21 protein-coding genes are annotated in these 25,309 nt (G+C 44.0%); 13 read left to right on the plus strand and 8 right to left on the minus strand.

Annotated elements, in window-relative coordinates:
* Positions 1 to 13 precede the first annotated feature (13 nt).
* From OCV36_RS23785 to OCV36_RS23805, 5 genes are all read left to right on the plus strand, one after another.
* Positions 14 to 688, plus strand: a complete 675-nt coding sequence (locus OCV36_RS23785) for a fimbria/pilus periplasmic chaperone (protein WP_135454259.1) — start codon at positions 14 to 16, stop codon at positions 686 to 688.
* Between the two features lie 44 nt (positions 689 to 732).
* Positions 733 to 3,147 carry a fimbria/pilus outer membrane usher protein gene (locus OCV36_RS23790; RefSeq protein WP_135454256.1) on the plus strand — a complete coding sequence of 805 codons (2,415 nt, stop codon included), beginning with the start codon at positions 733 to 735 and terminating at the stop codon, positions 3,145 to 3,147.
* Positions 3,140 to 4,009 carry a hypothetical protein gene (locus OCV36_RS23795; RefSeq protein ID WP_135454254.1) on the plus strand — a complete coding sequence of 290 codons (870 nt, stop codon included), beginning with the start codon at positions 3,140 to 3,142 and terminating at the stop codon, positions 4,007 to 4,009. Before OCV36_RS23790 ends, OCV36_RS23795 begins: the two co-directional genes overlap by 8 nt.
* A 54-nt stretch (positions 4,010 to 4,063) precedes the next feature.
* Positions 4,064 to 5,428, plus strand: a complete 1,365-nt coding sequence (locus tag OCV36_RS23800) for a GGDEF domain-containing protein (protein ID WP_135454253.1) — start codon at positions 4,064 to 4,066, stop codon at positions 5,426 to 5,428.
* Positions 5,429 to 5,596: 168 nt separating this feature from the next.
* Positions 5,597 to 6,523, plus strand: coding sequence for a LysR family transcriptional regulator (locus OCV36_RS23805; RefSeq protein WP_065206636.1), 927 nt, complete (start codon positions 5,597 to 5,599; stop codon positions 6,521 to 6,523).
* A 46-nt stretch (positions 6,524 to 6,569) separates the two neighbouring features.
* On the opposite strand, the gene OCV36_RS23810 is transcribed toward OCV36_RS23805, so the two are convergent.
* From OCV36_RS23810 to OCV36_RS23820, 3 genes are all read right to left on the minus strand, one after another.
* The gene (locus tag OCV36_RS23810; protein ID WP_135454251.1) at positions 6,570 to 7,130 is read right to left on the minus strand and encodes a sugar O-acetyltransferase; all 561 of its coding nucleotides are present in this window, start codon (positions 7,128 to 7,130) and stop codon (positions 6,570 to 6,572) included.
* Positions 7,131 to 7,351: 221 nt separating this feature from the next.
* A complete protein-coding gene (locus OCV36_RS23815) occupies positions 7,352 to 8,350 on the minus strand; it encodes a LacI family DNA-binding transcriptional regulator (protein WP_135454249.1) in 999 nt (332 codons plus the stop codon).
* A 99-nt stretch (positions 8,351 to 8,449) separates the two neighbouring features.
* Positions 8,450 to 9,889, minus strand: coding sequence for a 6-phospho-beta-glucosidase (locus tag OCV36_RS23820; protein WP_135454247.1), 1,440 nt, complete (start codon positions 9,887 to 9,889; stop codon positions 8,450 to 8,452).
* A 318-nt stretch (positions 9,890 to 10,207) separates the two neighbouring features.
* Here OCV36_RS23820 and OCV36_RS23825 point away from each other — a divergent pair, with 318 nt between their 5' ends.
* Entirely contained in the window at positions 10,208 to 11,770 is a 1,563-nt protein-coding gene (locus OCV36_RS23825) for a bifunctional metallophosphatase/5'-nucleotidase (RefSeq protein ID WP_135454245.1), read from the plus strand.
* A gap of 61 nt (positions 11,771 to 11,831) precedes the next feature.
* Positions 11,832 to 13,112, plus strand: a complete 1,281-nt coding sequence (locus OCV36_RS23830) for a hypothetical protein (RefSeq protein ID WP_245300887.1) — start codon at positions 11,832 to 11,834, stop codon at positions 13,110 to 13,112.
* A 135-nt stretch (positions 13,113 to 13,247) separates the two neighbouring features.
* Here OCV36_RS23830 and OCV36_RS23835 read toward each other — a convergent pair whose 3' ends face one another.
* Positions 13,248 to 13,772, minus strand: coding sequence for a hypothetical protein (locus tag OCV36_RS23835; RefSeq protein WP_135454243.1), 525 nt, complete (start codon positions 13,770 to 13,772; stop codon positions 13,248 to 13,250).
* Positions 13,773 to 13,823: 51 nt separating this feature from the next.
* On the minus strand, positions 13,824 to 14,213 hold the full coding sequence (locus tag OCV36_RS23840) for a VOC family protein (RefSeq protein ID WP_135454241.1): 390 nt from the start codon (positions 14,211 to 14,213) through the stop codon (positions 13,824 to 13,826).
* 255 nt (positions 14,214 to 14,468) lie between these two features.
* Between OCV36_RS23840 and OCV36_RS23845 the strand changes: the two genes are divergently transcribed.
* On the plus strand, positions 14,469 to 15,311 hold the full coding sequence (locus OCV36_RS23845) for a DMT family transporter (protein WP_245300893.1): 843 nt from the start codon (positions 14,469 to 14,471) through the stop codon (positions 15,309 to 15,311).
* A gap of 94 nt (positions 15,312 to 15,405) precedes the next feature.
* Here the strand turns inward: OCV36_RS23845 and OCV36_RS23850 are convergent, their stop codons facing one another.
* The gene (locus OCV36_RS23850) at positions 15,406 to 16,308 is read right to left on the minus strand and encodes a LysR family transcriptional regulator (RefSeq protein WP_135454238.1); all 903 of its coding nucleotides are present in this window, start codon (positions 16,306 to 16,308) and stop codon (positions 15,406 to 15,408) included.
* 188 nt (positions 16,309 to 16,496) lie between these two features.
* Between OCV36_RS23850 and OCV36_RS23855 the strand changes: the two genes are divergently transcribed.
* Both OCV36_RS23855 and OCV36_RS23860 read left to right on the plus strand, forming a co-directional pair.
* The gene (locus tag OCV36_RS23855) at positions 16,497 to 18,569 is read left to right on the plus strand and encodes an alkyl/aryl-sulfatase (protein WP_135454236.1); all 2,073 of its coding nucleotides are present in this window, start codon (positions 16,497 to 16,499) and stop codon (positions 18,567 to 18,569) included.
* 340 nt (positions 18,570 to 18,909) lie between these two features.
* Positions 18,910 to 19,740 (plus strand): SDR family NAD(P)-dependent oxidoreductase, encoded by an 831-nt coding sequence (locus OCV36_RS23860; RefSeq protein ID WP_135454234.1) that lies wholly within the window; start codon positions 18,910 to 18,912, stop codon positions 19,738 to 19,740.
* Positions 19,741 to 19,892: 152 nt separating this feature from the next.
* Here the strand turns inward: OCV36_RS23860 and OCV36_RS23865 are convergent, their stop codons facing one another.
* On the minus strand, positions 19,893 to 20,594 hold the full coding sequence (locus OCV36_RS23865) for a lipoate--protein ligase family protein (protein ID WP_135454232.1): 702 nt from the start codon (positions 20,592 to 20,594) through the stop codon (positions 19,893 to 19,895).
* 132 nt (positions 20,595 to 20,726) lie between these two features.
* Entirely contained in the window at positions 20,727 to 21,203 is a 477-nt protein-coding gene (locus tag OCV36_RS23870) for a sensor protein (RefSeq protein WP_135454230.1), read from the minus strand.
* A gap of 421 nt (positions 21,204 to 21,624) precedes the next feature.
* Between OCV36_RS23870 and OCV36_RS23875 the strand changes: the two genes are divergently transcribed.
* The 3 genes from OCV36_RS23875 to OCV36_RS23885 all read left to right on the plus strand — a co-directional run bounded on the left by OCV36_RS23875 (position 21,625) and on the right by OCV36_RS23885 (position 25,179).
* Positions 21,625 to 22,524: a homocysteine S-methyltransferase family protein gene (locus OCV36_RS23875; RefSeq protein WP_135454229.1), complete on the plus strand. Its 900-nt coding sequence runs from the start codon at positions 21,625 to 21,627 to the stop codon at positions 22,522 to 22,524.
* A gap of 113 nt (positions 22,525 to 22,637) precedes the next feature.
* Entirely contained in the window at positions 22,638 to 23,648 is a 1,011-nt protein-coding gene (locus OCV36_RS23880) for a Gfo/Idh/MocA family protein (protein ID WP_135454227.1), read from the plus strand.
* A 10-nt stretch (positions 23,649 to 23,658) separates the two neighbouring features.
* The gene (locus OCV36_RS23885; protein ID WP_135454225.1) at positions 23,659 to 25,179 is read left to right on the plus strand and encodes an SgrR family transcriptional regulator; all 1,521 of its coding nucleotides are present in this window, start codon (positions 23,659 to 23,661) and stop codon (positions 25,177 to 25,179) included.
* Positions 25,180 to 25,309 lie beyond the last annotated feature (130 nt).

Raw genomic sequence — 25,309 nt, forward strand, 5'->3', positions numbered from 1 at the left:
AAGGAAGGGCTTTATGAAAACAATTATTTTAATTATTAGCCTATTACTGCATCACGTAACAGCCTTCTGCTATGAAATAACGCCTATGTACCAAGAGATGGAAGAGTTTGGCAGAAAAGCGCTCACAAGCTATACCATTAACAATACTCAGGATCGCTCTCTTCCTGTTGAAGTCGTGGTATATGACGTGAACTATGACGAAACAGGAGAAGTGCTCACGCTCAATGAAGATAGCTTTCTGATTCTACCCCCTCAAATTATGGTTAACCCCTTAAGTTCACAAAAAATTCGAGTTCGATATATCCCAAGTGACGCTCTCACAACCACAAAATTGTATCGAATTGAATTCAACGAATTAGAAGTGAAAGGCCAAGAAGACAAAGAAAGTAAGATAAAAACACTATTAAGTTTTTCAACCTTAGCTTTTGTCTCTCCGAATACCATAGAACCCACAATGACAACATCTATTGATAACGACAAAGTCGTTGTAGAAAACACAAGTCTAGTGGTGGTTAACTTACTTCAATCAATATTCGAGCTTCAAACCAGTGAAGGAACAAAAGATCTTCCTTGGAATGAAATTGAAACCAGAACCAGTGGTTATCTGATGCCTGGTGCAACCGCTCACTATCCAATTCCAGATGACATCGGCAACGTGACAGCCATTTCTATAAAACAAAAAAAATAGAGCAAAATTAATCATTTATGCACTTGTAATTATGGGAGGGGAACATGATCCGATCTTACGCAGCCCTCCTGTGCATCTCTTTGTGTCTATTTGCCATCCCCAGTGTCCACGCGGCTGATTGGTTGTTTCCATTTCCAATCAACTATCTCGATTCCATGGTCGGTGAGGTTGATGCCTTTTCTGATGGAAAAACCGTATCCAAAGTACATACCGTTCAACTGCACACTCTTATTGGTTCAGCTTTAACGTCTGAAATATCCAACAAGTTATCGCTATACAAAGAGACATTTATTCCTGTTGAAACACTTAAAGAGTGGGGAGTTCTACTCACTTTCTCTTCGTCAGAAATGGAGATCACTCTGTCTTTTATCCAAGACGTTAGAAAAGAGCAAGCTCTAACATTCAATACTCCTTATTCTCCTCCTATTTATTCAAAGTCAGCATTTTTTACGAATATTAATAACTTAAATTTTGGCGTTTCTGACACAAGAGGAGTGGAAACTCAGAGTGACGAACAATCATGGAATATAGAATGGAATTCAACGGGGAATTTTGCAGGTGCTCGTGGCGTTAACTATAAGTTCTCCGGCTATTTTGATGGCGGAACGGATGAAGAGCAAAACTTCTATCGCGGTGATATTTCTGCGTTTATCGACCGTGCGGATGTCCCGTATCGATTAACTTTTGGTGACCAAGTCAACACCACTTCAGGCCACCTACCAAGCCAACAATTCGGTGGTTTTGGGTTTGAGCGGAATTACTCAGCATTACAACCTAACCGAAGCATCCAGGTCGGCGGTACTCAAGCGCTCATTTTAGAAGAGTCCGCTGATATTGATCTCTATATCAACGGTTCATACATCACTGAGTTTCGCTTGCCTCCAGGTCGCTATAGATTAGATGATCTCCCCCTATCTTCAGGCAGCAACGATGTTCGCTTGGAAATTGAATACCAGTCTGGTCGAACGGACTCAATCCTATACAGTGTGTTCTACAATTCAAAACTCTTAAAAGAAGGTATCTCTGATTTTGGTGTGTATTTTGGCGCCCCTTCTGAAATAGAAGACAGTCGTTACGAATACGATACAGGCAGCCTAATTTCCACGGCCTACTATGACTACGGCTTAACCGACTATTTAACGCTTGGTTTGAATGGGTTCTACCACAAAGACGGATTGATATTAGGTGGTCTATCTACCTTTGGCACTCCATTAGGTAATATCGGCTTTCGACTATCAGGCAGTCAATCCAGTGAGTATGATGAAACAGGTTATATTGCGAGTCTAGATTACGCGGCATCTCTTTGGGACCAAAATAACTATAGCGCCCCTAACTTACGTATAGCTCTCGAATCCTATGATTCCTTTTCCTATCAACCTTGGACGGAAGAAGGCTCTACCGGTCACTCTGCAGCCGTCAGTTACACCTTTGGCATTACCGATAATATTTATTTATCCCTTTCATACAACCTCGATAAAGAGAGTGGTTATGACACTGAGTGGAGCGCAGAAGCTTCAACATCTTGGTCTTACTCTAACGTAATTATTGGCCTAGGCGTCACCCACGAAGAAGACCCGAATGAAGGTACCTCTAATACCGAAGGGGTCATTTCCGTTGATTGGACTTGGAGTTCCGATGATGGTCAATACTTTGCGGATCTCGGGTATGCAAGTGACACCGAAGTATTACGGGCCAACTTCAGTAAACCAAGTAAGAACCAAGTTGGAAAATATGGCTATGCATTATCTGCAGACGTGGAATCTGACCAAGGCCAATACCAACTACGTGGAGACTATGTCAGCAACCGAGTCCGCTACGACGGTGATATCACCTACTACAACGCAACAGAATCTGAAGACAGTGTCGTCACCTCTTTTAGACCAAGCACAGCCTTCACCATTAGCGATGGGACTTTATCTTGGTCTCGCCCGATATACGGTGCGGCAGCGGTAGTGCAAGTTCATGACACCCTGGAGTCTGAAGTACTGATCAACAGTGATGACGATGACAACGCAGAAGCCATCTCTTCAAATGGACTCAATAATGCAATAAGTCTCTCTACTGCTCATACATCCCAAAGCTTCACTGTGTATGCGCCCGATGCTCCGATTGGCTACGACATTGGTAACTACTTCTACAACGTAACCCCAGGAGCCTACACCAGCCACATTTTCACCGTAGGATCAGACGCATCCAAAACCGTTATAGGCAGATTGAGCTTGGGCGATGGAAAGCCCCTTTCACTGACTCAAGGTTACCTCGTCAGCAATACGGGGGATTCAACTCCATTTTTCACCAATAAAGGTGGACGGTTTGTTGTGGAAGGTATTCGTAGTGGTAACTACAAGATTCAAACCATGGACTCAGATATTACGGGACAAATACACATCCCAGAATCAGAGGACAACTTAATTCGTCTTCCCGAGATTCAACTCACACAAGGAGCGAACAATGAATAGAAAACCCTTAATGATGACGATGCTAGGGATACTAGCGTCGTGTCTAATTATATTACCTTCACTAGCGCTCGCCGAAAACTGCGCTGGGATCTGGAATATCACTCAACTGAGCAATACACCGATTGAATTTGATAAATCAGGTTATGCCAGTATCCGATTTGAATTGAAGAAACTTCGTTCTAAAGATGGTCAATGCGCATTGAAATCCGTGCGTTTAAAAGTTCTCAACAACTCAAAAGCCTCGAATATTCACTTTATTAATCAAAATCAAACCATGCTTTCTTATGACCCTAAAGAGCGTGAATACTTACTTAACTCACAGCAAAGCCGCCCAGTCCGCTTTTCTTTGGTCGATCCCACCGCAAAAATCAACTTTGCAGCTAAATATACAGTGCCATTTCTCGTCAAATTGCAGTTTGAAAACAACCAAGTATCAACAGTATCTACGAACGCAAATTACAAGGTTAAATCATTCGTCACTTTAGATTGGTCTGGTCGAGGCAACAGTTTCCATCAGACGGCATCGGGATACCGCTGGGCTTTGGGTGTTCTATCAAACAACAAACGCTATCAAACCGATTTTGTGATCAGCTCAAATTCACGCACTGAACTATGGGTAAAACCAAAGTATCGAAAGCTGGTTAACGCTCAACATCCTGAATCGGCCATTGAATACAAACTCACCATTGACGGAATTGAAATCTCACCTTCGCATCAAATGATTCCGATAAAGCGCTACTCAAGAGGAAAGCACAATATCCCTTTTGATTTAACCATCACAGGAAACACAAATTTATCGCGGGCTGGACACTACAGAGAAGAACTACAAGTGCAAGTTAAAGCGATAAACCCCATTTTTTGAATGGGCGAATGAATACTAACGGACTTCGAGTTTTTCGAGCCAAGGTTAAACGATATGAATGTATTGAAACTCATCATAAAACAACGGCACTGGGTGATAGCCTGTGCCACCTTATGCATCTTATGTTTACACATTGGCGACATTAGGAAGTTGACAGGTTTTGTTGAAAAAGACCAACGACACAGAACTCAACTCATTCAGTTTCTTGTCCAAAATAACGTATCCCGGACGCTAGAAATATTAGGGGCGACACTGTCGTCTTCAAACAGCTACATCGACATTAATCACTTGAAAGGAGCACTCCATACATCATCATCTCCTTTCTATGAAAGTGACTACCAAACCGTCGCGCATCGCTTTGGTTTAAGCCCTGAGTCATCTTTGTTCACCGATGCCATCAACCATAAACATATACTTTGGGCTTTAGACTATGACCGCACTGAGCCGCGAGTACATTTGATCGCAGGTAATATACAAGCACCCAACTATGTTGAAACCCGTTTTGATCTAGTGCCGTATTTCCCTCGACTTAATTTCGGGTCAAATACCATTTTGATGATTGAAAATGAACAGCAAGAGTTCTTCATGCCTTCTGGAGAACCCGCTAATGTCACTTTCGCCAACGGCCAAAATAACTCAAATAGCGTCCATCCATTAGAAACTGAGTCAACATTACATTTTACGGAAGCGTTCCTTTGGAACTTGCCGTTCTTTAAGCTCAATTTAGACGAGAGTCGATACTTTCATTTGATTACCGTTCCTCTACCTCAGCTAAACGCGAAATTACTGGTGTTCGACAACATGACCACCTCCGTCGTTGAGATAATAGGAGCACTAAAAAATCTCATTGAAATCATTCTGTTGTTAGGGGTTGTTTACTTATTGATGCAGGCGTTTTCTCACTATCAGGACAGAACGGCAAAAGCTCTCGAGTCAGACACTCTCACAGGGCTTAAAAACAGACTTCACCTTGAAACTGCAAGCTCACGAATCGCACAAGAGCAACAACAGGAACAGCCTCGCTGTGTCGGTGTAATCGCCATAGATCTCGACCATTTTAAGATGATTAATGATAAATATGGTCACCACATAGGTGACTGCGTCTTGGTTCGAGTCAGTGAAATCTTATTAGAGAGTGTCAGAAGAGATGATGAATGTTATCGCATCGGGGGCGATGAGTTTATTGTCATAATTAAGACGGAAAAACAGTCCGACATTGTAAAACTCGCCGACCGTATTCGCACAAAAATATCGAGCGATCAACAACTACACAATAAAGTCAGTGGGGGGATTTCTGCATCACTAGGGCTTGTCGATTTATCAACGGGTCAATCAATTGAAGAAGCCCTCATCTCCGCAGATGAACTTTTATACCAAGCTAAACATCGAGGGAGAAATCTAGTACAAAGCTCCATCTAACCCTCAATTTGGTGCAACGAATCACGATATAAAATCAAATAGATTCATTCATGATAAATGAAGATTAAAGAAAGCTTATAAAGTCTCATTATATCTATATTTGTAATGATTTTTAGCACAACAATCGGTATAAATTAAACTATCAATATGCCGACGACATGATGAACAATGAAATATTCAGACTTTAACCTTATCCCAACTTTCGTTGCCATTATGGAAGAGCGCAGTTTTAGCGGTGCGGCAAAAAGGCTCGGGGTTAGCCAATCAGCCATAAGCCAAAGTGCAACTCGACTTAAGACCTTATTTGATGACCCTTTATTTCTGCGTGAAAGTCATGGCATTACCCCAACTAAGTTAGCACTCAGCATCTATCCCACGTTAGCCACTGCAATAGAAGAGATCAAACTCACTACACCATATTATCGTGCCTTTGACCCAGAAAGTTGTGACCGAGAATTTGTCGTATCGGCTTTAAGCGTATTCGGTTTAAGCATCTTACCTGTAGCATCGAAGATTATTGGTCAAGTTGCACCATTGGCAAGTGTCAAAGCTGAAGCTCATGTACATCAATCCGATACGACAAACATGTTGAGACACAAATTCGATATAACTTTGGATGTGAATTATGGGCAATACCCGCAACTATGCTCAGAAGTGATCATGAAAAACCAGCTCAATGTGATTTGCAGAGAAGATCACCCTCGCTTAACTGGACCAAGTATATCGGCAACAGAGTTTCTGAATGAAAGACATGTGACACATACAGTGCCGGGGCAGCAGAAAAGTTATTTATTGGACAAAGGGCTTAAAGCAGAGGAGTTGTTAAGACAACGTGATATTGCCTGGCACTCAAACAGTATAACGGAAATGCTGCCGATCATTGAGCAAAATGACTATGTAGGTATATTTCCAAACATACTGTTGGAAAAACACTTTAGTCATTTCAATCTGAAGACATTAAAATGCGATTTCTTACCGGACTGGTTGAGTATTTCAATGTTCTGGCACGCATCAAGAAACAATGACCCCAGCCATCAATGGCTTAGAAGTGTTTTTTCTGAAACATCCAAACAATTGTCATTGAAATACTCTTAACGTTAGATTCAGAACCATTGAATTATGACTAAAAACGTCAACAAGCTTAGGTATTATCGATCGCTTTCAGCACTTTGCATGGGTTACCGACGGCAACCACATTAGCTGGGATGTCTTTGGTTACCACACTGCCTGCGCCGATCACACTGTTCTTGCCAATGTTCACACCAGGGCAAATGATCACACCGCCGCCAAGCCAAACATTTTCACCAACGTTAATCGGCGTGCCAAATTCGACGCCTTCTTCAACACGCCCTTTCACATCTAATGGGTGACCCGCTGTTAGAATCTGTACATTGGGCCCGAGCAACACATTGTCGCCAATGGTCACTTCTGCTACATCCAGGATCACGCAATTGAAGTTAGCGTAAAAGTTCTTACCCAGCTTGATGTTTGAACCGTAATCACAACGGAACGGCGGTTCTAAGTGCGCGTTTTCGCAGCCGGGAATTAATTCTTGAGTAGCCGCTTTCCATTCAGGTGTGTCAGGAATACTGTTATTGAGTTTTTGAAGCACCTTGCGACATTCGATACGAGCGGAATAAAGCTCTTTATCCCAAGCCTGATAAGGTTCGCCTGCGAGCATTTTTTGTTTTTCTGTTTTCACGTTACTTACCTGTTCTCACATTACTTAGCTATTTTCATATTACTTATCTAGTTTCACATTACTTAACTGTTTTCACATTACTTAACTAATGATGGTCAATTCATCGACCAAAACCGCAATATCGCACATCTAAATAACAGTGAATAATGAGTGTTTGAGCTTGGTTTAAGAGATGCGCAGCTCGTCACTTTTTGTAGGTGAAATATGAAATTCGAACGGTGCTAATTTAGCTTCGCTATCGAATCACGTAACACCAAACTACCCGTGGTATTGATGGTGGTCGCTTGCTCTGTTTCACCGACAATTTGCAAGATCGCCTTTTGCGTCATTTGCTCTAATGGCACACTGACAGACGTTAAGCTTGGCGTTAAAAACGCCCCTACTTTACTGTTATCAAAACCAACGATAGAAACATCTTGAGGTAATGAGTAACCAAGTTCAGTTAGCGCTTTAATCGCACCAATCGCCATGTCATCGTTTTCCGACAAGATAGCAGTGAATATTACTTTGCTTTTTACCAGAGCCTGAGCCGCGTGATAACCGCTCTCCATCGTCCAATCACCTTGAACAACTTTGGACTCATCTAATGCAATATCCTGCTTAGTTAACACATCTTGATAGGCTTGGTAACGCAACTCATCTGTCGAAGAACCGGCTTTACCACGAATCACAGCAATATCGGTATGACCCTGCTCGATGATGTGTTCAACCATCAAACAAGCGCTCTGATAGTGGTCGGTGGTAATGGCATGATTAGGCTTCGACGGCATTTCTCGGTTGAGTACCAGAATCGGTGTGTCAGTGCTTTCGATGATCTTTGCAATCTCGCTTTCGGTTAAGCATTGCGGATAGATGATGATGCCCGCGCACTTCATATCCAGCAGGAAGTTGATCGCCTTTCTTTCGTCTTCAGCGCTGTGTTTGCCATCGGTGATCACCAGCTGGTGATTCGACTTTTCGCTATAAGAAGCCGCGTGATACATCAAAGAAGAAAAGTAAGGGCCATTGAACAACTCATTGGTGATTACAAAGCCGATGAAATTAGTCTTTTTGGTCGCCAATTGCCGGGCCAACAAGTTCGGTCGATAACCTGTTTCTTGAATCGCATCAAATACCTTTTTTACCACATCTGGGCGCACGATGTTCTTGCCATTTAAGACACGAGAAACGGTCGATTTAGATACGCCTGCGCGGTTCGCGACATCAAGCATGGTTACCATTCGCTTCTTTTCCTTTATAAAAAATCAGCCGACATAGGCCGACTAATTCATTGCAAAATGACAGCTCACAGTTCACATAACTGCGCTGGGAAATGCATTCTAAATAGTGGCACCGTTAGATGCAATCACGCCTTTATACCACTCGAACGACTTCTTACGTTTGCGATCTAAAGAACCTGATTGGTCATTGTGCTTATCTACATAAATGAATCCGTAGCGTTTTTTCATCTCACCGGTGGTGAACGACACTAAATCGATACAGCCCCAAGGGGTATAACCCATCAAGTCAACACCATCAATCGCCACGGCTTTTTTCATCTCTTTGATGTGGTCTCCAAGGTAAGCGATGCGGTAGTCGTCATTAATGCTGCCATCTTCTTCAATGGTATCAACAGCGCCAAAACCGTTCTCAACGATGAACAATGGTACTTCATAACGTTCATACAGAGACGCTAAACAGAAACGTAAACCCGTTGGATCAATTGGCCAGCCCCAATCGCTAGACTGGATGAACGGGTTATCGACCGAGTTTTCGTGGCCGCCGTCCATCGCTTCTTCAGTCGACTGATGCGAAGAAGAATCCAAGGTATTCGACATGTAGTAACTAAAGCCTAAGTAATCGGCCTTACCTTCTTTTAGGATCTGCTCATCTTCTGGCTGCATCTCAATGTTGAAGCCTTTGATTACCCAGTCACGCTTAGCGTAATTTGGGTAGTGGCCGCGCACCATTACGTCCGAGAAGAAATAACGGTCACGCATCGCTTGCTGTGCCACCATAATATCTTCTGGCTTTGAAGAACGAGGGTAGAAAGGCACCATCGCACACATCGCGCCGATTTGAAGATCTGGATTGATCTCATGACCTTTCTTAACCACCAAAGCACTTGCCACAAACTGATGGTGAACCGCTTGATACATGGCTTCTTGCGGCTTTTCACATTGCGGGAACTTAACACCAGAGCACAACCAACCGAAGATGTCTGCCGAAGTGTTCATCTGGTTATTTATCTCGTTAAACGTCATCCAGTACTTCACCTTGTGCTGGTAGCGTTCCATTACCGTAGTCGAGTACTTAACGAAGAAGTCGATCACTTTACGGTTCATCCAGCCGTCATATTCGTTAGCTAGGTGGTAAGGCATTTCAAAGTGGCTCAGTGTGACCACAGGCTGAATGTCGTATTTCAGCAGTTCATCAAACAGATCATCGTAAAATGCTAAACCCGCTTCACACGGTTCTAATTCATCGCCATTAGGGAAAATACGCGTCCAAGCGATACTGGTACGGAAACACTTAAAGCCCATTTCAGCGAATAACTTAATGTCTTCTTTGTATCGATGGTAGAAATCAACAGCGACTTGGTTGGGGTAGTTTTCGCCATCAATCACGCCATCGGTGATTCGACGTTGTACACCATGAGCGCCCGCTGTTAATACATCAACAACACTGACACCTTTACCATTCGCATCCCAGCCGCCTTCTAACTGATGCGCTGCTACTGCACCACCCCATAAAAAATCGTTCGGAAATTCGTTGTTCATACCATTACTCGCTACAAGTTATTCGCAAAAAAGATCAGGATTAGAGAGCTCATTGCAGCTCTGAAACCGATTTCAACATAGAATAAAGATACAGATTGAAACCGGTTTCAGCAAGGTGGTTTTGATCTTTTTTTGATCAAGCTTAGGAGCAATTTGAGCTCATACCTGCCCACACGACTCCTTTCATTAAAACCAACTCAAAAGGTAATTCCTTAATTTCCAGGATCAATCTAGGCTAAGGACTGTGCTTTGGCGCACACTCATCCCACTCGCGCTCACTAAAATGGCAAACGTTTCCTTCACTGACATGAGCACGCTATGAAAAACCTTAAAATGAAACCTTTATGCTTTGCTGTCTCCGTATTAACGACAGTGGCTTCAATGCCAACCTTAGCCGAAATAAAAGAAATCACCCTGCTTCATACCAACGATATTGAAAGTGTTTACGAGCCCGTAGATGCGTTCTGGAATGATGACATTGAGCTGATTGGCGGTATCCCTTACTTGGCGACGTTGATCAAAAACGTTCAAGCTGAGGAAGGAACCAGTTTCCTATTAGACGCTGGTGATATTTATACGGGCGCACTTTCTAAAAAGTCGAAAGGTAAGCTGCCTTTCGACCTGTATAACTCAATGGGTTATGACGTAATCACACTGGGTAACCATGAGTTCGAATACGGTTGGGAATCACTGGTAGAAACTATGCCTCGTGCTCGTTTCCCTGTGCTCAACGCGAATATCTTCCATGAAGCTTCTGATTCGATGTTTGCTCAACCTTACACAATCCTTGAGCGTGATGGCGTTAAAATCGGCGTAATTGGTGTCATGGGAATTGATGCGTTCTACAACACAATGTGGAAAGGAAACCGTAAAGGGCTAACCGTCAAAGATCCTACGGAAATAGCTCAAAAATGGGCTGATAAGATCCGCGATGATGTTGACATGATCGTGGTACTAACGCACCAAAACAAGACGGCGCCAATGCAAACCGACAAAGAAGCCGATGCAGAAGTTCAGCGCGGATTCGATGAAGACTACGAAATGGCCGGAAAGCTCAAAGGCGTTGATGTGATCTTCGGGGGCCACTCTGACAATGGTTTAGTTGAACCAGTCGTTCATCCAAAAACAGGCACGGTTATTGGTTTAACCTTTGGTCAGGGCATGCACCTTGGCTACACCAAATTTACTGTCGATACCGAAAAGCATGATGTGAAATTCTTAGGCGGAAAATTGATTCCCGTTGAATCTGCCAAATTAGAGCGTGACGAAGCGACTTATGCATTGATTCAGAAAATTCGCGATACTCACCCAACATTAGCAGATCAGCTTTCTACCCTAGATAAAGCCGCATCACGTCGTTACTATCGAGAGTCAAATGTTGGTAACCTTGTGGCTGATTTGATGAAAGATGCGGGCCAAGCTGACATAGCGATGATCAGCTCAGGCAGCCTGCGTGTTGACCTAAATCCAGGCGCCGTCACTCGTGAGAATGTAATGAACCTATTCCCGTTTACTGACACACTAACTGTGGTTGAATTAACGGGTGACAACGTTCAAGAGCTGCTTGAATACAGCTACACATTACCTTACGGTCTGGCGCAATTCTCAGGGATTAAAGCCACTTACGACAGTACACAACCGGAAGGTGAGCGTTTGATTAGCTTGAGTATCAACGGCGAGCCCGTATCCGAGAATCAGAAGTACAAGGTTGCGACATATTCATACGCGGCAAGTGGTGGTGATGGTTACACTGTATTTAATAAAGGCGAAACACTATCGAACGGAGATCCGGTCATGCAAGTACTGATTGAAGGTTTCCAAGAACGTAAAAACATCACCGTTCCTGAACTTGGTCGTCAAGTCGATGTAAGTCGTCAGTAATAGAGATATCCAACAACCAACGTAATAAAGTACGTATCAGGGATTAGCAGGTACAACACTCATGAGAACTCAGTTCAATTGCTGTAAAACATATAACTGTTTTAACCTAGCTAATCCTGATCTAAGCCTTTATCAGCGCAGCTCTCAATTAGGCTTCGCGTCTTATAAATGCCCCTTGTGTGGGGCATTTACTCCGATACTGGAAAACGAGCCGATCCTCGCTTTAGAGAAGCAAATCGAAACTAATCAACTCCGCTTGCCTGAGATTGAATGCCCTGCTTGCTTAAAACACACAGAAACCAGCGCCTATGGGAGCACAAAGATCGGCACACCGCGTGTTAAATGCAAACAATGCTCAACGGTGTTCAGCCTACTCAATCCGCACAAGACCAGTAGCAAACTGCAACCTTTGTTAACCCTGCTCACTTCTGGCGTATTACCTAAAGATCTTCAACGGTTATCTCAACTCAATAGCAAATTGTTCTACGTGCGCATAAAACAGCTGGCTCAATTACTTCAACAGTTCAATCAACTGCTGATTCAAAAATATCTTAGCAAGACCGAAAGCAGCATGTCGCTGCACACCTCAAGCTTCATATTTTTATCACGCTCAGGAAAAGGAAATACCGTGAAATGCTGGAACCTGTCGACTACCGAAAGCCAGTATGGTTTCCATGTTTTAGACACTGACAACTTTTACCAACATGGCACACAGAACAGCCCCGCAGGGCTTTATGACTTGGACTCCGTCGAAGCAACTGATGAGTCGTCAAATTCACCTTTAACAATCGTTCAGGCAACTTACGATAAGATTTTCTCTCGAAGCAAATTTGATGAATTAGGTTACGCCCATCAAATAGAATGTCAGTCCAATGAAGGAAGCGTGCTTCGCCCCGTTTATGCAGCCCACGCCCATTGGATAAGTTTGTCTAAGATATTGCCTCAACATCACCGATTCGACTTCTTTCTAGAACACGAGAGTTTCATTCGCGGTGGCGCTATCACCAATCTTACCCAAGGTATAATGGATGGTCGTTACAATCTTTATTACCTATACACAACACCCTCGGAAAACAATTCCGAGACTGATATTGAGCAAAAGAGTATTGGTTGGTGGGGAGAAAACTGGTCGACTCAAACTAAGCAATATCCAAGTGGCTATTGGGATGTCACTCTATGCGCTCTAACTGAAAGCAAAGAACCTGACCTTGAATTCAACTTCACTGAATGGCACCAAGACTACTTGAACCAGCTAACTCAATGGCTTCCAACCCAGCATCTCTTACCAGATGTCGCAGCATTGGCGTACCATATTCAACTACTTATACAACTTCACCTATAGCCAAGATAGACGCCAATGTTTCGCCGAATATGAATTCGAATCAATTCTAGAAATAGTCACAGCGCTCAACGCCTCAGCTTCCAAATAAAGCTGTACAAACCTCTTATCATAATAAGAACGAATGGCATCCCAACATCAATGCTGCTCAAAATACTGGTCATGTTGTAATTTACCAGATTGGTCTTGAGTGCCAGAGTAGAACTGAACGAGCGTTTGATCGGCTAGTGTGAGGTGAATCCAACCCTCTTTGACTTTCAGCCAATTGGTGCCGTTGGTCTTATAGACGGCAGGAAAATTGCCCCAGCCTGACTCTGATACCTGTAGCTCTTGAAAGCGGTTAATCGGCGTTAGCTTATTGCTGGCAAAATCTGCGTCGGCATAGACTGATAAAGGTTCGATAGCATCGTTTGGCTTAAACGTGTAACAGCTGACAGCGGCTGAAATGCGATCAAACCACTGGTAGGGTTGTGCGCCTGTTAAATCGTAGACCGTGCAATCGTTAAATTGAATGGCCCACTCTTGATGGGCTTTGAAGCCAAGGTAACCTATGGGTTGGGATGGTTCAGGCTTCGAGTCAGCCTCTGGTTCATATACCGGTTCTGAGGTAGCACATCCCATCAGCCCAAGACTAAAAAGGAAAGTCAAAGCACGCTTCATCATTGTAATACCTCAGTTCCGTTAGTGAGTTAAAAGCTATTCAAGCTCCCTCCATTAAACGGTAAGTTCTAAGCGATTACCATCCGGATCGAGTACACAGCTCTCATAATAGCCATCGCCTGTTCTTCTTGGGCCATCTAAGCGCTCATAACCGTCTTCGACCAAACGACTTGTAAGTTCATCAACCGCTTGTTCCGAGCCTAGTGAAATCGCCATATGAATGAAGCCCGTAAATTGATCATAGATGTCATCTTTCGATTCAGGCACCGAGTCCATTTCCATGATCTCTAAACGGCTCCCTGTTTCGAAAGAGAGGAAGTATGAAGAAAACCCTTTGGTTGGGTTGTGATATTTTACGTTGGATATCGCGCCGAAATAGTTTTCATAAAACTGCTTCAACACGTCGAGTTGTTTCGTCCAAATAGCGATGTGTTCAATCTTCATTTTGTTCACCTAAGTTTGATGTCTAACGCTAGATTACTCATCAAATAAGGAACAATAAACAGAACGAAATCAATCGAAACTATTCCTATTTAATGGACGCGATCTTATGTCCATAACTGCACAGTATTGGTATCTATGTTTGTGTAATAGTTATCTTTCCTACATAGTCGGTGTTTTACACATTCTGAGATATAAGCCGTGAACTTTATAAAACTAATAACTCTCGCTGCGATATGGGGCGGTTCGTTTCTGTTCATGAGAATTGCCGCTAATCCGCTGGGCCCTGCGGTGCTGATTGAGGCGCGAGTTCTGTGCGCTGCCGTCACTCTACTCTTGGTTTCTTTTTATCTGAAAAGGAAGCTTTCTTTTAATGCCCATGCGAAACACTTTTTCATTCTTGGCTTGTTTAATACCGCACTTCCCTTTTTGTTTTTCGCTTATGCCGCGCAGACACTGAACGCCTCGACACTCGCCATCTTGAACTCTACCGCGCCAATATGGGCGGCGATCATTGGTGCGATATGGACAAAAACAACACTCGATGCAAGAGTTCTATTAGGGCTAGGTATTGGGGTAACGGGAGTTGGCGTGTTGGTCGGTTGGGATGCGATGAACATTGGCCGTGAGGCTGTGCTTCCTATCTTTGCGGCGGTGATGGCGGCCTTTAGCTACGGAATTGCGTCAAACTATACCAAACAAGCACCTAAAGTTGAGGCATTCAATAACGCTCATGGCAGCATGTGGGCTGCGGTATTAATCATGTTGCCATTTGTCTTCTTTATGCCGATGAGAGAGGCTCCTGATCTCACCATCACCACATCAGTTCTCTTATTAGGCGCCGTTTGTACTGGCCTTGCTTACCTGCTTTACTTCAATCTCGTTTCAGAATTGGGTGCGCCTTCGGCTCTGTCTGTCACCTTCTTGATTCCTGTTTTTGGCATCTTGTGGGGCAACCTGTTCTTAGACGAAGCGATTGGCCTTAACACCATTTTCGGCTCGGTTCTTGTTATTACCGGTACCATGTTAGTAACCGGTATGACGCCTTCTAGGATGATAGAGAGCGCTAAACAGAAACGAGCGGCAAGAATAGCTCGCTAATCAAATGCCAATGAGCACTTAGAATATCAGCAATGCATGTTGGAATAACGCTGGAGAGCTAGGTAGGCCGCTGACGGTTAACCAATCGAAACCATTAATCAGACATGTATTGCTGGATCTTGTTTCTCAACCACTGATGAGCAGGGGTCGGTTCCGTTCTCTTATGCCAAATCATGTATTGCTGCACAGGCAACACCTCAAACGGCTGATCAAGAACTTGAAGCTGGAATCGCTCGGCAAATTGATTAGCAAAACTACGAGAAGTACTGCCGACACAATCAGAGCCTGACACCAACACACACATCATCATCAATGAGTCACACTCTGAGCTCACTTTTCTTTGTTTGATGGCCTTCTTGGCGAAATAATCGGCCGTATAAAGACGAGAACGACGCATTCTAAAAGTGATGTGCTTTTCATCGTAATACTGCTCTTCGGTCACGACGCCATCAATTCTTGGGTGCCCTTTACGAGCAATCAATACCAACTTATCCTCAAGCACTTGCTGGTTCATATAACCATTGACCTGCGGGTAGTGAATATCGATGGCGAGATCCGCTTGCTGCATGCTCAAACTCTGCAGAAGTTCCTCTTCGTTATTCGGCACCATATTGAATTCAATTGAAATATTTCCCAGCGTTTCATCTTGCTCGACAAGCGGCTGAAGCTTGGTTAAACCTATCTCATTAACCAGAAGTCGGAATACATGATGCTGCTGATTATCGAATTGCTTCAAGGTACTGACAGCGCTGGTGATTCCCTCGAGTGCAGGTTCCACTCGGCTTGCTAGTTGCACCGCAGCATTGGTTGGAATGATCCCTCGCCCTTCACGAATAAACAGGTCAGTATCAAGCTGAGATTGGAGTCGCTTTAAGGCTCCACTCACCCCGGGCTGAGTCATACCAAGCGATTCTGATGCAAGCGTGATCGACTTTAATCGATACACTTCTAAGAACACGCTCAATAGATTTAAATCCAACTTTTCCACGTCGCTCACCGTTACTCTCCCTGTCAATGTGGTCTTAATCAATCATAGGTCAGGATTCGTCTTCGCTCCCCAACCATTGCATGACTCAATACATAGCCAATCGTGATGTATTAAATAAAGCTTACTTTATTTTTTGCTATATGTCTTATTCCTATAATCGCCTCAACGAAACAAAATTCTGAAATGAAGAGGCTCTTATGACAACTTCTCGCACGTTCAAAAATGCATCACTGTTCCTAGCTATCTCGCTGGCATTCCCCGCGATTGCAGCTAACCATGACCACGCACACTTCAGCGAAATTGGCGATCAAGGTGGTAAAAGCGCAACCGAGATGACGACCAAAGCAAACCAAGAGTTCGCAAAAACACTGAACTTTGCCGACACTCGCGCTTTCGACAATAACAATAAAGGTCTTGTTGCTAGCTTTGATCAAGAGACGGGCGACATCATTCGCAATAGCTTTAACTTCATCGACCCAAGTGTGACGAATGCAGACCAAGCACCAGATTCAGTAAACCCTTCACTGTGGCGCCAAGCGGTATTGAACCAAGCGGCGGAAGGTTTATATGAAGTTGTTCCGGGTAAAGTTTACCAAGTTCGAGGTGCAGATTTAGCGTCTATCTCTTTCATCCGTAGTGACAACGGTTGGATCGCCTACGACGTTCTTCTTACCAAAGAATCAGCCGCCAAATCACTCGAATTCTTCAAGAACAACGTGCCTGATGGCGGTGAACTGCCCGTCGTTGCAATGATTTACTCTCACTCGCACGCTGATCACTTTGGTGGCGCAAGAGCAATCAAAGACGCGTATCCAGATGTAAAAGTGTACGGTTCGAAAAACATCACCAAAGAAATCGTCGACGAAAACGTACTGGCGGGTAACGCAATGTCTCGTCGTACCGCATATCAATATGGCGCAACCCTGAACCGACACGAACACGGTATTGTGGATGCGGCACTGTCTAAAGGTCTATCAACCGGTAGCATTACTTACGTTCTGCCGGATTACGAGCTGAACCATAACGAAGAGATTGAAACTCTGGTTATCGACGGCCTAGAAATGCAATTCATGGATGCTTCAGGTACCGAAGCGGCATCTGAAATGGTGACCTACATTCCAAGCATGAAAGCACTTTGGACTGGCGAATTGACTTACCAAGGCATGCATAACCTATATACGCTACGTGGTGCAAAAGTGCGTGATGGCTTGAAGTGGTCTAAGAAGATCAACGAAATGTTGGTCACTTGGGGCGAAGAAACAGAAGTACTGTTTGCGTCTCACTCAGCCCCAATCTGGGGTGAACAAGAGATTTCTGATTACCTAAAAATGCAGCGTGACGCTTACGGTTTTACTCATAACCAAACGCTTCGTTTAGCCAATAACGGTGTGGTTCTACAAGACATTGGCGACGAGATCTACAAAGTCATGCCAGACAGCATTCAACAGTCTTGGTACACCAATGGTTACCACGGTACCTACTCTCACAACGCTCGCGCTGTGTACAACATGTACCTTGGTTACTTCGACATGAACCCGGCTAACCTTAATCCATTACCAATCGAGCCAGAATCGGTGAAGTTTGTTGAGTACATGGGCGGCAGCGATGCTGTGATTGAAAAAGCGCAGCAAGATTTCCAAGAAGGTGAATACCGCTTCGTTGCAACAGCACTGAATAAGGTGATTCAAGCAGAGCCAGATAACAAAGTTGCACGTGGCTTGTTGGCAGATACATATGAGCAATTGGGTTATCAATCAGAAGGTGCAGGTTGGAGAAACATCTATCTAACGGGCGCTCAAGAGCTTCGTATTGGCACACAACCGGGCGCACCGAAAACAGCATCACCGGATGTATTGGCTAACATGACTATCGAGAACTTGTTGGATTACTTAGCAGTTAAAGTGGATTCGCTAAAGGCACAAGAAACACCATTTACGCTGAATATTCAGCTGCCTGATGTGAAAGAGTTCTACTACGTTGAGATGTCTAACGGCAACCTGAACAACATTCAAGTGAACGAGCTGCAAGATGCGGATACGACACTGATCATCAATAAATCTGACGTGTCTGATATCGTGCTTAAGAAAACAAGCCTTGGAAAACTGTTAGAAGACGGACAGGCAGGCGTGAAAGGTGATAAGACATCACTTAACAAACTGCTGTCTTCACTAACAGAAGCTGACTCCTCTTTTGAGATTGTACCGCGTCCAAACAAAGGCGAAGAAGTTGATGCCGAGCTATACCAAGATTCAGCTGTTCACGCTCATTAAGATCTAAACAACAGAATAATAATAACGTCAACGAAGCCAATATAGGCTATCACTAGGCTAATACCGACCAAGCCTCAGCTAATATATTTAGTTGAGGCTTTTTCTTATCAAAAAAAACTTACGTCCTCCCTTTCCGTACCCCACCAAACTTTAAAAATAACAACACCCGATCTGGTCACCCTAGTTATCTTAGTTACCTTAGTTACCTCAGTATTGTCATATTTCTCACTTACAACACATCTCATACTCTTTCTTTATTCCATCATGTGAACCAATAGAAATTTTGCGTAGTAAAACTTTGTTATAAAAGTTCCACGGACAATGTTTCAAAGGAAGGAAGATGCAAAAAAAGATCATGATTACAGGTGCGACAGATGGTATCGGTTTAGAGACCGCGAAAATGTTAGCCCAACAAGGGCATCACATCCTTATACATGGACGTAACCCAACAAAACTCAGCAAAGTAGAAACCGGCCTTTCTCGATTATCCAAGGATGCGATTATCGAAAGTTATGTTGCTGATCTCTCTTCTCTTTCTGAAGTTGAAGCCCTAGCCAACCAAATAAAGTCGAAGCATGAAGAGCTCGATATACTCATTAACAACGCTGGCGTCTACAAGGTTTCCGAGATCACCACCAAAGACAATCTCGATGTCCGCTTTACCGTCAACACCATTGCCCCTTATTTACTGACTCAAAAGCTGCTACCACTTTTTGATGCCAACGGTCGCATCGTCAATCTATCTTCAGCCGTTCAGTCATCGGTCGATCTCGGGGCGATAGTCAGCCCAAACCCTGACACTTTAGATGGCCCTATCTACGCACAAAGTAAGTTGGCGTTAACGATGTGGTCAATCCATCTTGCGCACCAATTAGGAGATCAAGGGCCCCTAATCATTCCCGTTAATCCGGCCTCATTTCTTGGCAGTAAATTGGTTAAAGATGCGTATGGTTTGGAAGGTAATGACTTAGGGATTGGCGCTGATATCTTATGCCGAGCGGCACTATCGGAAGAGTTTTCTAACGCTTCTGGGAAGTATTTTGATAATGACTCAGGGCTATTTAAAGACCCTCATGCTGATGCATTAAATGCGGAGAAAAATCAGAAGCTGGTGACGACTCTCGACCAGTTACTTGCAGAACAGCTCGAGCTGAAATCCCACTCTCGCTAGCCAGATACAATACAAGGAGTGCTCCATATTTAGGGGCACCAAAAACTCAAAACTGTCTGATGTCGTGACGAGAGAGCTTCAACTATTATTTCGATAGCATTGAAATGGTTCCTCTCCCAACAAATTGGCATAGCGTTAGCGACATAGCGACATTACGCGTATTTGATGAAAGCTTGGCTTAACTGCTGAAAAAGTGAATCTACGTTGGGCAGGGGCGTCACATGAGCAGACAACGGAGTATGAACGTACGGATCTACCACGGTTGGGTTGCCGCAAATTTGATTATAAAAATTTACGGGCGCAACACTGTTCTCTAAGTCGACATCTAACAAGATACAGGCTTGCGAAAGTACGATTTGACCGCCCCCTTGTTTAAGCAAAACACGCTGCGCAGTACCCACTATTTTTTGTTTATTGATATTGAGGTTGTAGTCACCATCACAATAAGAACCGGGGGTTGCGTGTACATCCACATCAATGCCTAGTTCTTTAAAAAACTGGGTTAAGACATCGCATAAATGTCGATACGCTTTTTGGATATTGTAGGCTTCATCACGAGGCCAATGGTAAATGTGCGATAGGTTAATGATCCCCGGCAGTTGGGGAACGGGAGCGCCACCTGTTTTTCGCGAGGTGAGTTGCCAGCCTTGTGCCGCAAGTTGCTTTCTAGACTCTACGGTCACTGGCCACTTTTTACCTGCGGGTAAAACGAGTGTTGGCGTTTTTGCTTGCCACAGCATTAAGGCTTGCCCAATCTCACCGGCCTGTATTTGCTGCAATAACGCATCTTCTTTTTCAAACGCACGATCAACATCAATGTGCGGGTAACGTACGAGTTTATTCACTAACTTCAATGCACTTTTCCTCTACAGATTGTGGTGACCTACCATTTCACGTTCTGAAATGCTTGATGATATATTGGACTATGTGGAATGGAAACAGCACCAAAAGCTAGTTATTGGCACCATAATCTCTTCTCAACTGTACTACTCAGCACCAAATGGCTTAGCCGAAATTTTCATATAATTTATTGAATCTATGAACCGCTGCGCCTTTTCTAAACTTCTCGTATAAAAACGCTTAACAACCCGTTGCTCATCGTTTTTCAACTGAATGATAAACCAATCTCTTTTGCTATAGAGCTCAAGCGCCAATATCGAGTTGAAATAATATCTGGAGTTGATGTCTGATAGCCTTATGTTTGCAGACGAAATGAGTAAATTGGAAGCGTCATTATAATTGCTAACTGCCACTATTTTTGAATTGTGACCTTCTGATAATCCGATATAAGAACTGGTCACAACAAGGCCTTCAGGTCTAAATTTTGTAGGCTGTTCCATAACAACCTGTTCAATCACACTCGCCGAAACTTCTTCGCTTACCATATCGGAAGGAGAATAAGGCAGTTGCTTAGCAGCACATCCTGTAAGTAAAAGAACCAGAAACACAAACCACTTTTTCATTTTAGAAACGACCTATTTTTGTAGCAACTTGCTCGTAATTTTAATATCGAAATACAGTTAACATTTTAATATCGTGCGAGCACGAATTCTTTGGCTAAACATATCAAAAAGATTACTTATAACCAACTGAATAATATATACATAATATAAAACTACTTACATTTTAGGTGCGAATTCGGGCAAGCACACATTTCCGCCTACGAAAGGCTCGTAATCACTCAGTAAGTCCCATTAAGTTAGCTATTGATCAACACATTAAAAGTGGTAGATCGTTTTATTCGTGCTCATCCATAGTTAAAAACAACGCTTTTTTAGGCCATGATTTATTCTCAATAACACATGGTCTTGATGGCTTCTGTCTGACAAGGTTGTCTGATATGGTGGCGGCAGAACTTCAGCAATTGTTTAGATAGTATTGAATATGAAAACACTAACCATACTTGATGGCGGCATGGGCCGAGAACTTAAAGAAATTGGCGCGCCATTTTCTCAACCGCTTTGGAGTGCTCAAGCGCTGATTGAAGCACCCGAATTTGTCAGCCAAGCGCATCAAAACTTTGTCGATGCAGGTGCTGAAATCCTGATCACCAATAGCTACGCGTGTGTGCCTTTTCACTTGGGTGAAGCACTCTTCGAGCAACGAGGTTTTGAACTGGCTGCGCTATCTGGTGAGCTGGCTAAAGCAGTTGCTGACAATGCTTCTCACACCGTGAAAGTAGCGGGCGCGATTCCACCGCCATTTGGCAGCTACCGACCAGATTTATTCAAGGTAGAAGAAGCCGCGCCAATCATCCAAACGCTTTACGATGCCCAAGACCCAAACATCGACCTTTGGATAGCAGAAACTATCTGTAGCCTACAAGAATTCGATTCCATTCATGCGGTACTTAAGCAGTCAGATAAGCCGTGTTACTACGCATTCAGTTTGGAAGATACCAAGGGCGATTTTGCCAATATTCGTTCTGGCGAGAGCGTAACAGACGCGATCAAACTTGCCTGCCAATCGAACGCAAAAGGCATTATGTTTAACTGCTCAGTGCCTGAAGTGATGGATCAAGCCATTATGGATGCTAAAAAAGTGATCGAAGAACTAGGTTGTGATTTAGAAATTGGTGTCTACGCCAACAACTTTGCGCCGATCAGTAACGAACATGAAGCGAATGATATGCTTCAAGAAATGCGTGAGCTAGATGGCCAAGGTTATTTAACTTATGTAAAACGCTGGCACGCATTGGGTGCGAATATTGTCGGTGGCTGTTGTGGCATCGGGCCAAAACACATTCAAGCCCTAGCCGATTGGAAACGCTCCAGACAGAGCTGATCCAGAGCTTCAACTAGAATAAAATAAATAGAGAACAGGTTGAGAAATCTGTTCTCTATTTGTATGTGGCGCCTCTGAGTACACTGATACAAAACAACGATTTGGAGCAACTGATGAGCGACACGCAACGAAAAATTAAATGGGGCATCGCAGGGCTAGGCAATATCGCCAATCGATTCGCAGCGGCAGTCACAGAACACTGTCTGCATGGTGAACTGTATGCCGTTGCCGCAAGAGATCACTCCCGCGCTGCCACGTTCGCCAATAAGTTTGGTTGCGACAAGGCTTATGGCTCTTATGAAAAGATGGCGAATGACCCAAGTGTTGAAGCGGTTTACATCGCTACGGTTCACCCATACCACCAGCCACTCGCCGAACTGTTTCTAAAGAGTAATAAGCATGTATTGGTTGAGAAGCCGGCTTTTACCAACCTTGCTGACTGGCTTGAGATGAAAGCCCTCGCCAAGCAAAATGGCGTGATGCTGTTAGAAGCGATGAAAACCGTGGTGTTTCCCGCGTATCGTGAGCTTCAATCATTTTTGGTCGACAACAACATTCAGATAGATTCAATCGAAGCCAGCTTTGGCAACCATCACGACTATGAGCCCGATTTGTTTATCTTCAATCCGGATTTATCTGGCGGAGCAACACTCGATGTTGGGGTCTATGGGCTTTGGTTCTTTTACGATCTGTGTCGAACGCTGGGTGTAAACCCTTCAAAACCTCAGGTAGAGATGTCGTGTCTTTATGAGGGAGCGAATGTTGATACCGATGCATGCTTTACATTCTCTGGTGATATGAACGGTAAGATATCGGCATCAACAGCGCAAAACCTTCCCCGATCAGCACACCTGAGTGGGCCTGATACTAAGATCACCATTCACGAAAAATGGTGGAATCCGGCCTTTATTGAGATTGAACATCAAGGGCAGAAGTCGACCATCAACAAACGAGTGACGGGCAATGGGTTCGAATTTGAAATCGACCATTTTTCAGATTTGGTGCTTCAAGGCAAAACTGAATCGAATATCCTAAGCTCAGAGATAACCTCTCGAGTTCTCGATACGATGGAAAAAGCACTCATTGACTCTGGCTATCCACATTTAACTCAACCTCGTCGTTAGGAAAAGCAAATTGGGCAACCTTAAGCGTAAGCTTGAACTGTATGAAAAGATATTTCAGGCTTTTGGGCCTGGAGTATCACATTGTCAGGTCAACCAACTGGCCACACTGCTGCACGTGAGTGAACGTCATGTTCAGACCTTACTCAAAGCGATGACGGCGCAAGGTTGGATTGAGTGGCAAGCTAGCTCAGGCCGCAGCAGGAAGGCACAACTGACGTGTCTGGTTGAGCCCATTGAGGCGTGTTACCAATACGCACAAACCCAAGCTGACGCAGGCAACATAGAACAAGTGTTTAGCACCTTGAGCTTCAACGGCCGCAATGCTGGCGCTGAGTTGCAAGCCTTTTTAAGCAGCACCAATCTGTCGACGCAGAATATCGCGTATATCCCCTTTCACCGAGAACTCGAAGCGCTTCACCCTCAACGAGTACTTAGACGCACCGAACGTTTCTTAGTGATGCAAGTTTGCCAACGCCTAACCTCAGTTCAACACGGTCAACTCAGCGGCGATTTAGCGTATCATTGGCAACCTAATCAAGATGCTACACAGTGGCACTTTCAAATTCGCAATGGCGTTCAGTTCCATAACGGTCGAACACTCGAACCTCAAGACATAGCACGCAACCTTAACTCGCTAATTCAAAGCAAAATATGGCGTCGTTGTTATCAGCATATTGATGAGGTCTCTGTCTCGACTGGTAATGTGGTTGTCGTGAAATTGAATCAACCTGATTGGCACTTACCACGCCTACTTGCCAGAGTTGAAGCCTCCATATTTGATCACTCATCACCGACTGAAAGGCTGATTGGATCTGGCGCGTTCTCATTAGACATATTCTCGAGCAAGATGTTGAGATTGAGCCGCAATAGCGCGTATTCACACAGTACACCCATTCTCAATCGAGTCGAATTGTGGGTCTATCCAGAATGGGCACAGAGCAAAGCTTGCGCTCAAAATCAGGTGTGCGTGAAACTGCCCGAGAAAACGATCACCGTGCGTGGCGATGACCATTCTTCTCAACCGGATTTCGGCTCAACGTTTTTCCAAATTCAGAACCCAACATTGTCGAAAACCGTTCGTGAATTCACCGTTGAAGACACCTCTGAATGCCAAACTCTTTTCGAGCAATTATCAGTATCCGGCGACAGCAAAACCAGCGTGGAATATGGGCACTACCTACCTAACTACCTAACTACCAAAGACGTCGCGCTATGCAGCATTATTGAGGAGAACGACACCTTCACTTCGTGGTTAAGCTTTTTCATTCGCTTTCCGTTTGAGGACTTAGCTCTGCCTGCTGAGATGCTAGAGACAATCGAACAAGGCTTAGCCTCAATAAGAAACCAGCCAAACTTTGAATTAGCAACGAACGCACTGTTGAAGCTTCGGGATTGGTTGAATGACTCTGAGGTTGTGGTTGAGCTCAAGCAAGAGGTGTTCAATTTACAAGTTTCTGAAAGGATACACGGCGCGCAAGTAAATGGATTCGGTTGGTGCGAACTCGACCAATTGTGGATTAGCCACTTCTGAGTAAGACCTGAAAGACATCATTGGGCACAAAGACTTATCTTTAACATTCAGCTGCCAATAGCGTCATTATCAGGTGCTAAAGTAATATAGACATGAGGCTAGGCTAAATTAGTCTCAACCAAGGTAAGCT

Origin of the sequence: Vibrio echinoideorum (assembly GCF_024347455.1) — a bacterium.
Taxonomy (GTDB): Bacteria; Pseudomonadota; Gammaproteobacteria; order Enterobacterales; family Vibrionaceae; genus Vibrio; species Vibrio echinoideorum.

Excerpts from the sequence above, each read along its gene's own strand:
- OCV36_RS23795 (WP_135454254.1), top strand. The coding sequence starts at position 3,140 with ATGAATAGAAAACCCTTAATGATGACGATGCTAGGGATACTAGCGTCG.
- OCV36_RS23840 (WP_135454241.1), bottom strand. The coding sequence starts at position 14,213 with ATGAAGATTGAACACATCGCTATTTGGACGAAACAACTCGACGTGTTG.
- OCV36_RS23855 (WP_135454236.1), top strand. The coding sequence starts at position 16,497 with ATGACAACTTCTCGCACGTTCAAAAATGCATCACTGTTCCTAGCTATC.
- OCV36_RS23825 (WP_135454245.1), top strand. The coding sequence starts at position 10,208 with ATGAAAAACCTTAAAATGAAACCTTTATGCTTTGCTGTCTCCGTATTA.
- OCV36_RS23880 (WP_135454227.1), top strand. The coding sequence starts at position 22,638 with ATGAGCGACACGCAACGAAAAATTAAATGGGGCATCGCAGGGCTAGGC.
- OCV36_RS23845 (WP_245300893.1), top strand. The coding sequence starts at position 14,469 with ATGAGAATTGCCGCTAATCCGCTGGGCCCTGCGGTGCTGATTGAGGCG.
- OCV36_RS23830 (WP_245300887.1), top strand. The coding sequence starts at position 11,832 with ATGAGAACTCAGTTCAATTGCTGTAAAACATATAACTGTTTTAACCTA.
- OCV36_RS23835 (WP_135454243.1), bottom strand. The coding sequence starts at position 13,772 with ATGATGAAGCGTGCTTTGACTTTCCTTTTTAGTCTTGGGCTGATGGGA.
- OCV36_RS23870 (WP_135454230.1), bottom strand. The coding sequence starts at position 21,203 with ATGAAAAAGTGGTTTGTGTTTCTGGTTCTTTTACTTACAGGATGTGCT.
- OCV36_RS23790 (WP_135454256.1), top strand. The coding sequence starts at position 733 with ATGATCCGATCTTACGCAGCCCTCCTGTGCATCTCTTTGTGTCTATTT.
- OCV36_RS23800 (WP_135454253.1), top strand. The coding sequence starts at position 4,064 with ATGAATGTATTGAAACTCATCATAAAACAACGGCACTGGGTGATAGCC.
- OCV36_RS23820 (WP_135454247.1), bottom strand. The coding sequence starts at position 9,889 with ATGAACAACGAATTTCCGAACGATTTTTTATGGGGTGGTGCAGTAGCA.
- OCV36_RS23875 (WP_135454229.1), top strand. The coding sequence starts at position 21,625 with ATGAAAACACTAACCATACTTGATGGCGGCATGGGCCGAGAACTTAAA.
- OCV36_RS23785 (WP_135454259.1), top strand. The coding sequence starts at position 14 with ATGAAAACAATTATTTTAATTATTAGCCTATTACTGCATCACGTAACA.
- OCV36_RS23860 (WP_135454234.1), top strand. The coding sequence starts at position 18,910 with ATGCAAAAAAAGATCATGATTACAGGTGCGACAGATGGTATCGGTTTA.
- OCV36_RS23805 (WP_065206636.1), top strand. The coding sequence starts at position 5,597 with ATGAAATATTCAGACTTTAACCTTATCCCAACTTTCGTTGCCATTATG.
- OCV36_RS23815 (WP_135454249.1), bottom strand. The coding sequence starts at position 8,350 with ATGGTAACCATGCTTGATGTCGCGAACCGCGCAGGCGTATCTAAATCG.